Source organism: Streptomyces boncukensis, from assembly GCF_011045075.1.
Classification (GTDB): domain Bacteria; phylum Actinomycetota; class Actinomycetes; order Streptomycetales; family Streptomycetaceae; genus Streptomyces; species Streptomyces boncukensis.
Window position 1 is genome coordinate 1 of the sequence record NZ_JAAKZZ010000197.1, and the last position, 12,290, is coordinate 12,290.

Genomic DNA, 12,290 nt, shown 5'->3' on the forward strand with positions numbered 1-12,290 from the left:
CCGCCACCCCGTTCTCGACGCAGATCCGCACCGCGTCGCAGGACGCGCACACCGAGGCGGAGAACTCCTCCTTCATGGGCGAGCTGCTCGGCGGCAGACTGGGCCGGGAGGCGTACACGCGGTACACCGAGCAGCTCTGGTTCGTCTACCGCGCCCTGGAGGAGGCCGCCGGGCGGCTCGCGGAGGACCCGGTCGCGGGCCCGTTCGTGCGCGGCGACCTCTTCCGCCTCCCCGCCCTGGAGCGCGACCTCGACCACCTGCACGGCGCGGGCGCGGACTGGCGCGCGGGGCTCGCCCCGCTCCCGGCGACGGCCCGCTACGCCGACCGGATCGCCGAGGTCGCGCGCGACTGGCCGGGCGGCTATGTGGCCCACCACTACACCCGCTACCTCGGCGACCTCTCCGGCGGCCAGATCATCCGGGGCACGGCCGAGAAGACCTGGGGCTTCGCCCGCAAAGGCGACGGCGTGCGGTTCTACGTCTTCGAGGGCATCCCCAACCCGGCAGCGTTCAAGCGCGAGTACCGCGCCCTGCTGGACGCGATTCCGGTGGACGAGCTGGAGAAGCAGCGGATCGTCGACGAGTGCCGCCGCGCCTTCGCACTGAACACCGCCGTCTTCGCAGACCTGGGCGAGCACTTCCGGGCCGCGCCGCCCGCCGCGGGCTGACGCCGCCCCGGCGCCGCGCCGTCACACCACCCGTACGGCCATCTCGAACTCGGTCCCCCGCCCGTTCCGGCAGGTCCCGGTCGCGCCCGTGCGCTGGAACCCGTGCCGGGCGTAGAGGCGCTCGGCCGCCCCGTTGCCGTCCACCACGGACAGGACCACGGCCGTGAAGCCCAGCTCTCCGGCCAGGCCGAGGGCACCGGTGACGAGCCGGTCCGCCACTCCCGTGCCGCGCGCCCGGGGCGCCACCCACATCGACACCAGCTTCCCGGTGCCCGGTGCGGCGTCCCGCGCGATGACCCCGACCAGCCCGCTCGGGCCCTCCCCGTCCTCCGCCAGCAGCGTGTTGCGCCGCGTCAGCCTTTCCCGCCAGCGAACGTCGGAGAAGGCCAGCTCCTCCGCGTGCGTCGCCTGGAACGCCGCGGGCGCCTCCGCCAGCGCGGCCAGCCGCACCCGGCGGTACAGCTCCCAGTCGGCAGGGCTCAAGCGGCGTACGGTGGTTACCGAGGACATACGGGAGAGGGTGGCAGCCGGTCCATAGGGGCGGCAACGGATTTGCGCACCCGCGGGAGCGCCCCGAAAAGGCGTTGCAGCCGCAGACGGCGGACTGCGCACAATGACGGCCTCGCATTCATTCGTCCCATGGCCCGGAGGCCATGGCCCCAGGGGGAGTTGGACCGTCATGGCGCACGTCGAGATGCCCGGCGCCCGGGTGCCGATCCGGATGTGGACCGACCCGTCCACCGTGGAGGACGGGGCGCTCCAGCAGCTGCGCAACGTCGCGACGCTGCCCTGGGTCGAGGGGCTCGCCGTGATGCCGGACGTGCACTACGGCAAGGGCGCGACGGTCGGCTCCGTGATCGCGATGCGGGGCGCCGTGTGCCCGGCGGCCGTCGGAGTCGACATCGGCTGCGGGATGTCCGCCGCCAGGACCTCGCTGACCGCCAACGACCTGCCGGGCGACCTCTCCCGGCTGCGCTCCCGGATCGAGCAGGCCATTCCCGTCGGCCGGGGCATGCACGACGAGCCGGTGTCGCCCGGCCGGGCGCACGGGCTGCCGACCGCCGGCTGGGACGACTTCTGGTCCCGCTTCGACGGGGTGGCCGAGCCGGTGAAGTTCCGGCGCGAGCGGGCGGCGAAGCAGATCGGCACCCTCGGATCCGGAAACCACTTCGTTGAAGTATGCACGGATACGTCCGGTTCCGTCTGGCTCATGCTGCACTCCGGATCCCGCAACATCGGCAAGGAGCTCGCGGAGCACCACATCGGCGAGGCCCGCAAGCTGCCGCACAACCAGGGCCTGGTCGACCGCGACCTCGCCGTCTTCGTCGCGGACACCCCGCAGATGGCGGCCTACCGGCACGACCTGTTCTGGGCGCAGGAGTACGCGCGGCACAACCGCACGCTGATGATGGGGCTGCTCCAGGACGTCGTACGCAAGGAGTTCAAGAAGGCGCGGCCCACCTTCGAGCCGACCATCTCCTGCCACCACAACTACGTGGCCGAGGAGCGCTACGAGGGCGTGGACCTGCTCGTCACCCGAAAAGGCGCGATCCGCGCGGGCGAGGGCGACTACGGCATCATCCCGGGCTCGATGGGCACCGGCTCCTACATCGTCCGGGGCCTGGGGAACGCCGCGTCGTTCAACTCCGCCTCGCACGGCGCGGGCCGGCGGATGAGCCGCAACGCGGCGAAGCGGCGGTTCTCGGAGCGCGATCTGGCCGAGCAGACGCGGGGTGTGGAGTGCCGCAAGGACTCCGGCGTGGTCGACGAGATCCCGGGCGCGTACAAGCCGATCGAGCGGGTGATGGACCAGCAGCGGGACCTGGTCGAGGTCGTCGCCCAGCTGAAGCAGGTGGTGTGCGTGAAGGGGTGACGTGCTCCCGGGTACGGGCCGCCCCCGTCGGGGGTGCCCCGCCCGGGGCGCGGGGCAGCCCGTGCCCGGCGCCCCGGGCACGGGCGAGCCCGCGCGGACCGTCAGTCGGCCAGTGCGGTGCGGGTGCGGTACCGCCGCGCCGTGTACACCCCGGCGGCGCCGAGCGCCGCCAGCCCGGCCGCCCCGCCGAGCAGTTCGCCGACCGGCACCGAGGAGCCGGTGCTGGCGAGCGCGCCCGCGGGCGAGGCGTCGCCGCCACCGCCCACGCTGCCCGCGCCGCCCGTGGTGGCGGCACCGCCGGAGCCGCCCGCGCCGTCCGAGCCGCCGGACCCGGAGCCGCCGGAGCCGCCCGAGGCGCCCGGGAGTTGGGCGTTCGCGTCGAGCGAGACGGCGGCCGTGACCGGGTCCAGCTTCTCACCCGCCTGGTAGAAGCCGCCGAACGCCTTCGCGCCGTCCGCGGTGAGCGTGGCCGGGGCCTTGTTCACCGTGATGACGTCCTTCTCCGGGTCCAGATCGCCGGAGGAGAGCTTGAGCGTGGCGACGGCGATGTTGTCGTACGTGGAGACCTTGCCGCTCTCCCGGTCCTTGGCCTTCACATCGGAGACCAGGCTGCCGGTGCTGCCGTCCGCGCGGACGCGCAGCTGGGAGAAGGTGAGGTCGAGAGCGTACTCGCCGCCCTCCTGGTGACCGAGGAAGCGCATCCCGCCCTTGAAGGAGGCATTGATCGAGCCCTTCTCAGCGTTGCCGCTGCCGTCCGGGAAGCGGTAGCCGTCGCCGGTCTCCTTGGCGCCGCCGGACAGCTCGACCTTGCCATGGGCGATGCGACCGGTGACGTAGTCGCGGAAGGACTTCTTGACGCCCCAGTCCAGGTTGCCGTCGGCGATGCTCCCGGAGACCGTCCCGGAGCCGGACCCCGAGGTGGAGCCGGAAGGGGAGCCGGAGGTGGAGGTGGAGCCGGTACCGGAGGTGCCGGTGCCGCTCGAACCGCCGCTGCCGCCACTGCCGCTCGTGCCCCCCGTGCTGTGCGAGCTGCCGCTCGTGCTCCCCGCACTGCCGGAGCCGCCGGAGCCGCCCGAACCTCCGCTCGTACCGCTGCCCGCGCTGCCGCCGGAGTCACCCGAACCACCGTCGCCTCCCGAGCCGCCCGAACCGCCCGTGCCGCCCGTGCCGCCCCCCGTCCGGGCACGGACGGTCAGGGTGGCCGGATCCAGCTTGTCGCCCTCCTTGTAGAAGCCGGCGAAGGCGTCGGCGCCGTCGGCGGTCAGCGTGGCCGGGATGTCCTTGAAGGTCATCGTGCCGCCCTCGCCGGTGCCGGGCTTGACCTCGGAGAGGTCGAGGTCGGCCAGCTCGACGTCGTCCTGGGCCGCCTTGTCCCCCTCCTTCACATCGGCGGAGATGGCGCCGCTGGTGCCCTTGGTGACCACCTTCAGATCGCTGAGCTTGATGTCGAGCGCGCCGTCGTGGCCGTAGAAGTGCACGCTGCCCTTGAAGGCGGTGTCGACGGCGTGCGTGTCCCTGTCGTACGCACCCGCGCCGTCCGTGAAGCGGAACGAGCCGTCGTCGTTGGTTTCGGCCCCGTCGGCAACGGTGATCTTGCCGTGGGCTACCGGGCTTTCGAGGTAGTCGCGGAAGGACTTCTTGACGCCCCAGTCCAGGGTGCCGTCGGTCAGCGGGATCCCGGCGGCGGCTGGGGCGGCCGGGGCCGCCGGGGCCGCCGGTGCGGCCTGCGCGGAGAGCGGCGCGAGGGCGAGGGCGCCCAGCCCGGTGGCCGTCGCGGTGGCCGCGGCCAGCGCGAGGGCGCGGGTCCGGGGTCGGGGGCGTGCGGCGTTGGTCATGGTCGGTGCGTCTCCTGACGGGATGGGTTCACTGGTGGGTGTCGGCGCCGGTGTCGGCGCCGGATCCGGCCGGGGCCTTCCGGCGTCTGCGGGCGAGGGCGAAGCCGGTACCCGCGGCGAGCAGGACGGCGACTCCGGCGCCGGTCGCGGCGAGCGGTAGCGCCGAGGAGGAGCCCCGGGAGCCGCCGGAGTCCGAGGCGTTCTCGGCCTTCGGCGCGGACGAGGCGTCGCCGCTTCCGTCCTTGTTCTCCGTGTCGGCTCCGCTGCCGAGGTCGGGGAGCGCCGGGAGCTTCGCCTGGTCGTCGAGGGCGACGGCGAGCGAGAGCGGGTCCATCTTCGTGCCCTTGGCGTACATCCCGGCGAATGCCTTGGAGCCCTCGGCGGTGAGGGTCGCGGGCGTCTCGGTGAGGGTGATCAGCCCGTGCTCGGGCTTGAGCGCGGACTCCTTCGCCGCGAAGGTGACCAGGGGCTGGTCCCGCGCTGTGCGGCCGTCGCTGGTGACGTCCGCGGAGAGGGTGCCCTCGCCGTCCCGCACCCGGACCGAGAGGCCGGAGAGGGAGAGGTCGAGGTCCTTGCCGGTGAAGCGCACGGCTCCGGCGAAGTCGGCGTCGAGGGCGCCCTTTCCGGCGTCGTACTCGCCCTTGCCGCGCGGGAAGCGGAAGAGGGCTCCGCCGTCCCGGGCGCCCTGGGTGAGCTTCCACTCGCCCTTCGCGATGGCGCCGGTGACGTACTCGCGGAAGGTGCGGCGCACGCCCCAGTCGACGGCGGCGTCCTCGATACGGCCCGGGGACCGCCCCTTCGCGTCCTCCTTCTGCTTCCCCTCCCTCTGCTTCCCTTCCTTCTTCTCCTTCTTCTCCTTCTTCTTCTCCTCCTCGCGGCGCTGCCCGCCGCCGCTTCCGCCGCTCCGCACGTCGGCGGAGAGGTTGACGGGGTCGAGCCGGGTGCCCGCCTTGTAGTACCCGGCGAACGCCTTCGCGCCGCGCGCGGTCAGCGTCGCGGGCACCCGCTGGAGGGTGATCGGCCCGGTGCCGCCGCGCATGTTCACGCCAGAGAGGTCGAGCGAGGCCAGCGGCACCTGCGCGGCGTCGCTGAACCTGCCGGTCTCCCGGTCCTTGCTGCGCAGGTCGGCGTAGAGGGTTCCGGAACCGCCCCCGGTGACCCGGACGGTGGGGTTGGCGACGGTGAGGTCGAGGACGTTGCTGCCGCCCTTGCGGTGCCCGGTGAAGTGGACGCCGCCGGAGAAGGCAGCGCGGAAGCTGCCGGTGTCCGGGTCGTAGCCGCCCTTCGCCGAGTGGAAGCGGAACTGGCTCTCGCCGGTGGTCGCAGCGCCCCCGGTGAGGTTCCAGCGGCCGTTCGCGATCGGCCCGGTGACATAGCTCTGGAACGAGGACTTGATACCCCAGTCCAGCCGCCCGCCGGAGACCGTGCGCTCCTGCGCGTGCGCGGGGGCTGCGGGCAGCGCCACCGGAAGCACCGCGGCAGCGCAGGCGGTCAGCAGCGCGAGGGGGTGTCGCGAGAGTGCGTGCCGGGCGCCGCGGGCACCGTGCGGGACTCTCGCGACGCCCCCTGGGGCGGTTCCGCGTCTGACGTACGGCATGGGGTTTCTCCAGGGGCAGCCGGGGGCTGCAACGTCGGGGCTGCGACGTCGGGGCCGCAGCATCGAGGGCTGGCAATTGAGGTAAGGCTAACCTAAGCTATCGATGACTCAGCCGGAACCCTTCCGGGTTCGTCGTCCCGGTCCCGCCGTCAGCCAGCCGGCGGGGCCACCGGCGGCGCTCCGGCCCACCGCAGACAGCGCCATCACAAGAAGGGCCCACCTCGTGCGTCACAGAGCCCGCTCGGTCGGGGTGTTCGCGGCAGCGACCGCCCTCGCGCTCGTCCTCGCCGGCTGCGGCGGCTCCCCGGGCGGCTCCGGCGGCGACGGCTCCGGTGACGGCTCCGGCGGGGGCAGCTCCCGGGGCGCGACGGCCGACCGCGCGGAACCGCTCTCCGGAAAGGCGCCCACCCCGCGGCTTCCGGCCGAGGTGACATCGGCCGACGGCCACCGGGTCACGGTGCGCAGCGCGCGCCGGATCGTGCCGCTGACCGGCTCGCTCTCGGAGCTCGTGTTCAGTCTGGGGCTCGGCAAGCAGGTCGTGGCCCGGGACATCACCGCCACCTTCGCTCAGGCGAAGAAGCTGCCGGTGGTCACGCGCGCGCACGACGTCTCGGCGGAGAGCGTGCTGTCGCTCAAGCCCTCGGTCGTCCTCGCCGAGACCACAACCGGCCCCGACGAGGCGATCGACCAGATACGGGAGGCGGGCGTCCCGCTCGTCGTCCTCAAGCCCGCGCAGGGGCTGGGCGACGTGGACCCCCGGATCCACGCGGTGGCCGAGGCCCTCGGGGTGGAGAAGGCGGGCGATCGGCTGAGCTCGCGTACGGACCGCCGGATCAAGGCCGTACGCGACGACATACCGGAAGGCGACGCCACACGACGGCCCCGCGTCGCCTTCCTCTATCTGCGCGGCTCCGCCTCCGTCTATCTGCTGGGCGGGGCCCGCTCCGGCGCCTCCTCGCTGATCGAGGCCGCCGGGGGCGTCGACGCGGGCAAGGAGTCGGGGCTGAAGAAGGACTTCACCGCCATCACCAGCGAGGCCCTGGCGAAGGCGGCACCGGATGTGATCCTCGTCATGACCAAGGGACTTGAGTCGGTGAACGGGGTCGACGGGCTGCTGAAGATCCCCGGCGTGGCCCAGACCCCGGCGGGCCGGGACCGCCGGGTCGCGAGCATCGACGACGGCGTCCTGCTCAACTACGGCCCGCGCACCGACGAAGTGCTGAAGGACCTGGCGGCGCAGATCCACGACAAGGGCGGCGCCAAGTGACGCTCATGGCGCAGCGGGAGCCGACCGCGTCCGCCGCTCCGCAGCGCGAAGCGGGCGGCCGCGCCGGACGCCGCCGCGCCGCCCCCGCCCTGCTGACGGCCGGGCTGCTCGCGGCGCTGCTCGTCCTCGTCCTGCTGTCCGCCGGGATCGGCGCGTACGGCATCCCGCTGGGCGACATCATCGGCTCGGTGCGGCACCGGGCCGGGCTCGGCGGCGCGGAGCTGGACCGGGTCGCGGAGAGCGTGCTGTGGAACGTCCGGCTGCCGCGGGTGGTGCTGGCCGTGCTGATCGGCGCCTCGCTGGGCTGCGCCGGGGCGCTGATGCAGGGCGTGTTCGGCAACCCGCTCGCGGAGCCCGCCGTGATCGGCATCTCCTCCGGCGCCGCCGTGGGCGCCGCCTCGTCCATCACCCTCGGGCTGACCTTCTTCGGCAACTGGACCGTCACCGCCTGCGCGTTCGTCACCGGCCTGGCGACGGTGCTGCTGGTGTACGCGATGTCCCGCTCGGGCGGCCGCACGGAGGTCGTCACGCTGATCCTCACCGGGATCGCGGTGAACGCGTTCGCCATGGCGCTCATCGGGCTGTGCGTCTTCTTCGCGGACAGCGCGCAGCTCACCCAGATCACCTTCTGGCAGCTCGGCTCGCTGGCCCAGGCCACCTGGCCGAAGGTGCTGGCGGTGCTGCCGTGCGCGGCGGCGGGCCTGCTCGCGGCCCCGCTGTACGCGCGCAAGCTGGACCTGCTCTCGCTGGGCGAGCGCCCGGCGCGGCACCTGGGCGTCGACGTCGAACGGCTGCGGGTGGCGCTGGTGGTGGTGGTCGCGCTGCTGACGGCCGCGGCCGTGGCGGTGGCGGGGATCATCTCGTTCGTCGGGCTGCTGGTGCCGCATCTGCTGCGCATGGCGGCGGGCCCCGGCCACCGCTTCCTGGTGCCGGGCAGCGCGCTGGGCGGGGCCGTCGTGCTGGTGGCCGCCGACCTGGCGGCGCGGACCATCGCGCAGCCCGCCGAACTTCCGCTGGGCGTGCTGACGGCGCTGGTCGGCAGCCCGTTCTTCTTCTGGCTGCTACGGCGCACCCGGCGCCGGCAGGGAGGCTGGGCCTGAGATGCATCTGCTGCGCAGAGTCCGCGCGCGTACCGCGCCCGCCGCCGCATCCGCACCCGACGCCGCACCCGGCCCCGAGGCCCTGGCCGAGGCCCGGGACGTCAGCGTCCGACTGGGCGCCCGTACGGTCGTGCACGGCGCGAACCTGACCGTGCGTCCGGGCGAGGTGCTCGCCCTGGTGGGCCCGAACGGGGCGGGCAAGAGCACCCTGCTGGCCGCCCTGGCCGGCGACCTCCCCCTCATCGCGGGCGAGCTGCGCGTCGCCGACCGCCCGCTGTCCTCCTGGACGCCCCGCGAGCTGGCCACGCTGCGCGCCGTCCTCCCGCAGTCCACCACCCTCGCCTTCCCGTTCACGGTGGAGGAGGTCGTACGGATGGGCCGCACCCCCTGGGCGGGCACCCCGGCCGAGGACGGGGACGAAGCGGCCGTGGCGGACGCGCTGCGTGCGACGGAGGCGGACGGCTTCGCCGCGCGCCCCTTCTCCGCGCTCTCCGGCGGCGAGCGCGCGCGGGTGGCGCTGGCCCGGGTGCTGGCCCAGCGCACCCCGCTGCTCCTGCTGGACGAGCCGACGGCGGCCCTGGACCTGCGCCACCAGGAACTCGTCCTGCGCCTGTGCCGGGACCGCGCGGCGTCCGGCGCCGGGGTCGCGGTGGTCCTGCACGACCTGGGCCTGGCGGCGGCGTACGCGGACCGCGTGGCCGTCCTCCACGAGGGCCGCGTCGCGGCCTGCGGCCCGCCCGCCGAGGTCCTGGAGGCGGAGCTGCTCACCCGGGTCTACCGCCAGCCCGTCGAGATCGTCCCGCACCCCCGCACCGGCGAGCCCCTGGTCCTGCCGCGCCGCGACACGCTCGGCAGCGGGTCCACCTCGCCGTAGCGGGCCCGCGGCTCATGCGCGGACGACTCAGTCCTTGGGCCGCCGGAAGCAGTCGGACACCACTGTGACCTCGATCAACGAAGTGCTGCCGCTGTGCTCGCGCTCGTCGTGGAGCCTGATGTCGACCGAGAACATGCCGTTCTTCCGGTCGGCAACGATCTGCGGGCTCTTCGCCTTGCTGCTGTCCCGTCCGTCCTTGACGATCTTCCAGCCCTTCTTGCCCAGCTCTCGCCGGAGGCGGTCCATGGCCTTCTCCATGTCCGGAACCGGCACGCCGTACACGCTCCACGGATGGCGCATCCTGACGACTCCCGCGTCCTCGGAGTAGCCCGAGCACGGGGTCGGCCGCGGCCCCGGCTCCGTTACCTTCGCCGCCAAGTCGATAATGTCGAGAATTCCGCTGGACGCCTCCTTCGTCAGCTTGTTCATCCTCCCCGCGTCGCGCACTTCCACCTCGTCCGCGCTCTTCTTGTCGTCGCCCACTTGTGAGCACCCCGCAGCAAGGAAGCAAACCGCAAGCGCGGCTGCCGCTGTTCGCATCCCGCTAGTCGTCGAGTTCAACTCGGTGATACTTCCCTGTGATGACCGCAGCCTGATTCCGCAGGCTCTGTGAGTTCTCGTCCCAGAACCCGCTGTGCCCCCCGGAATCGCTCTTCATGATTTTCCCTCCGAAGTTCTCGTCCGTGGGGATCGTCAACTCCTCGCCGAGGCCGACGAGCTTTCCGCCGTACCGCACGACGCGGTCGTCGAAGGCGCCCGCGCCCATGGCCCAGACGCGGTCCGTGCCAACGCCGAGGTCGCGGGCGTGGCCGACCTGCATCCCCGGGCTTCCCGCCACCACGATGTCGTCGGCGGGAATCCTGTGGTGCTTCGCGCTCTCGCCGATCACCGTGCTGCCGTAGCTGTGCCCCATCACCGTGGTGTGGCTGGAGCCGGGCTGGGCCGCCTCCGCACCCTCCAGGAAGTTCTGCAGCCGGGGCCCCGCCTTCTCGGCGTAGGAGCCCGACGTCGCCTGGGGGATGGTGTCGGGGGCGTTGTAGTCGAACCACGAGATGACGGAGACGTTCTTGCCGGGGGCCATCTTGTGGCTCTCCCGCCACATGTCCTCGCCCCGCCCGAGGTCGCCGCCGATCTTGCTGATGTCGGTGCCCGTCCCCGGGACGTACACCGCTCTGTGGTCGGCCGTGTCCGGGTTGCCGTTGGCGAGGATGACCTTGCCGTCGCCCTCGCCTTCCGGGTCGAAGCCCAGCAGATACGCCTCGGGGAGCCCGTCGCGTCCCGTGCGGTCGAACCGCTCCTGGATCGCCTTCATTCCGTTGAGCTTTCCCTCCAGGCGTTCCCTCTTCTTGTCCCACTCACGCCACGCCGCGGTCTCGTGGCCCATCGCGGCCGTCCGCTGCGGCTCGTCCGCCCGCAACGCGGCGAGCCGCAGCTCGTACTGCCCCCGCTTCTCGGCCATCACCGCGCGGTTCGCCTCGTCCCGCACGTCCGCCGGGAGGCCGTCCAGCGCACCGACGCTCGCTGGGCGGAGCGCGACGAGGTCGTCGCGCTCCTGGTCCGACAGCCCCTTCCACCACCGCGCGTTGTCCTTCGGGGTGCCGTCCTTCGGCGGGTCCTTGATGTCGCCCAGATAGTCCTCGGCGCCCTTGCGGGCGCCGCGCATGTCCTTCTGGGCGTCCGCCCAGTCCGCAGGGGAGACGTCGAGGTCGTCGTCCGCGGTGAGCGCCCGCAGCCGGGGAGCCCATGCCTGGTCGGCCTCGGTGGCCTCCCTGACGGCCGTGGCGATGCGGTTCGCGATGGCCACGGCCTTCGCGCGGTGCGGGTTGCCGCCGAGGTTCGCCGCCTGGCGCTCCAGCGCCTCCGCCTGGGCGCTGGCTTCACGGGACGGGCTCAGCGGGTTGCCGGCGGCGCCCGGGTCCGCCGTGCCGGCGCGGGCCGGCACCGTGCCGCCCTCCGGGACCTCGCCGTCCACCTTGTCGCCCCCGGCGGGGTACGTCACCGAGCCGTCCGGGTTCACCGTGAGGCCCTCGGCCTTCGCTTCGGCCACCGCCGCTTCGAGCTTCTTCTTCGCGGCGCGCAGGTCCGCCGCGAGCGCGTTGAGCGAGGTGCGTATGAGGCCGCACTCGATCTGCGTGTAGTGGAAGTTGGCGGCCAGCTTGCGGACCTGGGTACGCGCTTCCGTCGCCGCCTTGCCCGACAGGGCCGTGTTCATGCCCTTGGTGATACGGCCGCCCAGGCCGTCCTTCGCCTCGCCGGCCATGCTGCTGGCGAAGCCGTAGCCGTCCGCCGCGTCCTCGAACTCGGACGGCTTCAGCTTGGCGAGCGTCGCGTACCTCATGCCGCCCCGTCACCGCGCCTTCGGGGTCCCGCCGCCGACCGCGGGGGTGTCCGCGTACTTCTTGTCCAGCGCGGCGAACGAGTCCGCGACGGCCTGGTTGTTGTGGTGGTGGCCGCTGCCGGCCCCCTCCAGGCAGCCGCGCAGCGTGCCGCATCTGCCGCTGACCTTCTTCAGATAGCCGGTCCAGGACCGGTGCAGCTCCCGCTGGGCGGCAGCGCACTGGAGGTCGCCCGCTTCGGCCCCGGCGCCGAGACCCGCCTGCTCCTTCTCCATGCGGGCCAGCGCCTTCTTGATGTTGCCGCGCAGCGCGTTGACGCCGTTTCCCGCCTCGGTCCACGCGGACTTCTCGGACTTCACCCCGCTCTCGCCGCCGTCGGCGCCGTCTCCCCCGCCCGCCCATCCGGGCTTGCCGCCCGCCGAGGCGAGCCGGAGGCCGTCGCCGCCGCCCGAGGCGCCCGGAGCGGCCCCGCCCTCGAATAAGTCGTAGACCGCAGAACGCTTCTCCGCCACCATGCCGTCCCCCTCGTGTGGGCCCCGCCGCCGGCGAACCCGGCTCGGCCCGTCAACTCCCGTCTGCGTCAAGGCCGTTACCGTAGTGCGTGGCTGCCTCCACTGGCCACCCGACGCGCGTCGCCCGGCGCCCCGGCCCGGAGGTGATAGCTCCTACGCTCTCCGGGGGATCCCGTGACGAAATCACCCGCAAGATACGCGCGCTGACATACAACCCTCACCGCACTC

11 protein-coding genes are annotated in these 12,290 nt (G+C 73.3%); 5 read left to right on the forward strand and 6 right to left on the reverse strand.

What is annotated here, in order from left to right; genetic code table 11:
- A partial coding sequence (locus G5C65_RS19275) for a biliverdin-producing heme oxygenase (protein ID WP_165300120.1) occupies positions 1-668 on the forward strand: 668 nt, incomplete at its 5' end.
- Between the two features lie 21 nt (positions 669-689).
- Here the strand turns inward: G5C65_RS19275 and G5C65_RS19280 are convergent.
- On the reverse strand, positions 690-1,178 hold the full coding sequence (locus G5C65_RS19280; RefSeq protein WP_165300121.1) for a GNAT family N-acetyltransferase: 489 nt from the start codon (positions 1,176-1,178) through the stop codon (positions 690-692).
- Between the two features lie 169 nt (positions 1,179-1,347).
- On the opposite strand from G5C65_RS19280, the gene G5C65_RS19285 reads away from it, so the two are divergent.
- The gene (locus G5C65_RS19285; RefSeq protein ID WP_165300122.1) at positions 1,348-2,541 is read left to right on the forward strand and encodes an RtcB family protein; all 1,194 of its coding nucleotides are present in this window, start codon (positions 1,348-1,350) and stop codon (positions 2,539-2,541) included.
- Between the two features lie 101 nt (positions 2,542-2,642).
- Here G5C65_RS19285 and G5C65_RS19290 read toward each other — a convergent pair whose 3' ends face one another.
- Together G5C65_RS19290 and G5C65_RS19295 are read right to left on the reverse strand one after the other, a co-directional pair.
- Complete coding sequence (locus G5C65_RS19290; protein WP_165300123.1) at positions 2,643-4,376, reverse strand: HtaA domain-containing protein; 1,734 nt, start codon at positions 4,374-4,376, stop codon at positions 2,643-2,645.
- A gap of 28 nt (positions 4,377-4,404) precedes the next feature.
- Positions 4,405-5,973, reverse strand: a complete 1,569-nt coding sequence (locus tag G5C65_RS19295; protein ID WP_165300124.1) for an HtaA domain-containing protein — start codon at positions 5,971-5,973, stop codon at positions 4,405-4,407.
- Between the two features lie 223 nt (positions 5,974-6,196).
- Between G5C65_RS19295 and G5C65_RS19300 the strand changes: the two genes are divergently transcribed.
- From G5C65_RS19300 to G5C65_RS19310, 3 genes are read left to right on the forward strand one after another with little or no spacing between them, the layout of a single operon-like run.
- Positions 6,197-7,240 (forward strand): heme/hemin ABC transporter substrate-binding protein, encoded by a 1,044-nt coding sequence (locus G5C65_RS19300; RefSeq protein WP_338146529.1) that lies wholly within the window; start codon positions 6,197-6,199, stop codon positions 7,238-7,240.
- 5 nt (positions 7,241-7,245) lie between these two features.
- Positions 7,246-8,340, forward strand: coding sequence for a FecCD family ABC transporter permease (locus tag G5C65_RS19305; protein ID WP_165300128.1), 1,095 nt, complete (start codon positions 7,246-7,248; stop codon positions 8,338-8,340).
- A 1-nt stretch (position 8,341) separates the two neighbouring features.
- Complete coding sequence (locus G5C65_RS19310) at positions 8,342-9,214, forward strand: heme ABC transporter ATP-binding protein (protein ID WP_165300126.1); 873 nt, start codon at positions 8,342-8,344, stop codon at positions 9,212-9,214.
- A gap of 27 nt (positions 9,215-9,241) precedes the next feature.
- Here the strand turns inward: G5C65_RS19310 and G5C65_RS19315 are convergent, their stop codons facing one another.
- The 3 genes from G5C65_RS19315 to G5C65_RS19325 all read right to left on the reverse strand — a co-directional run bounded on the left by G5C65_RS19315 (position 9,242) and on the right by G5C65_RS19325 (position 12,065).
- The gene (locus tag G5C65_RS19315) at positions 9,242-9,697 is read right to left on the reverse strand and encodes a hypothetical protein (protein ID WP_338146530.1); all 456 of its coding nucleotides are present in this window, start codon (positions 9,695-9,697) and stop codon (positions 9,242-9,244) included.
- A 61-nt stretch (positions 9,698-9,758) separates the two neighbouring features.
- Entirely contained in the window at positions 9,759-11,552 is a 1,794-nt protein-coding gene (locus G5C65_RS19320; protein ID WP_165300127.1) for an alpha/beta hydrolase, read from the reverse strand.
- A gap of 9 nt (positions 11,553-11,561) precedes the next feature.
- Positions 11,562-12,065 (reverse strand): hypothetical protein, encoded by a 504-nt coding sequence (locus G5C65_RS19325; RefSeq protein WP_206442001.1) that lies wholly within the window; start codon positions 12,063-12,065, stop codon positions 11,562-11,564.
- Positions 12,066-12,290: the final 225 nt, after the last annotated feature.

Bases quoted from the DNA above. Each gene is read 5' to 3' on its own strand.
- G5C65_RS19280 (WP_165300121.1), bottom strand. From the start codon at position 1,178: ATGTCCTCGGTAACCACCGTACGCCGCTTGAGCCCTGCCGACTGGGAG.
- G5C65_RS19285 (WP_165300122.1), top strand. From the start codon at position 1,348: ATGGCGCACGTCGAGATGCCCGGCGCCCGGGTGCCGATCCGGATGTGG.
- G5C65_RS19290 (WP_165300123.1), bottom strand. From the start codon at position 4,376: ATGACCAACGCCGCACGCCCCCGACCCCGGACCCGCGCCCTCGCGCTG.
- G5C65_RS19295 (WP_165300124.1), bottom strand. From the start codon at position 5,973: ATGCCGTACGTCAGACGCGGAACCGCCCCAGGGGGCGTCGCGAGAGTC.
- G5C65_RS19305 (WP_165300128.1), top strand. From the start codon at position 7,246: ATGGCGCAGCGGGAGCCGACCGCGTCCGCCGCTCCGCAGCGCGAAGCG.
- G5C65_RS19310 (WP_165300126.1), top strand. From the start codon at position 8,342: ATGCATCTGCTGCGCAGAGTCCGCGCGCGTACCGCGCCCGCCGCCGCA.
- G5C65_RS19320 (WP_165300127.1), bottom strand. From the start codon at position 11,552: ATGAGGTACGCGACGCTCGCCAAGCTGAAGCCGTCCGAGTTCGAGGAC.
- G5C65_RS19325 (WP_206442001.1), bottom strand. From the start codon at position 12,065: ATGGTGGCGGAGAAGCGTTCTGCGGTCTACGACTTATTCGAGGGCGGG.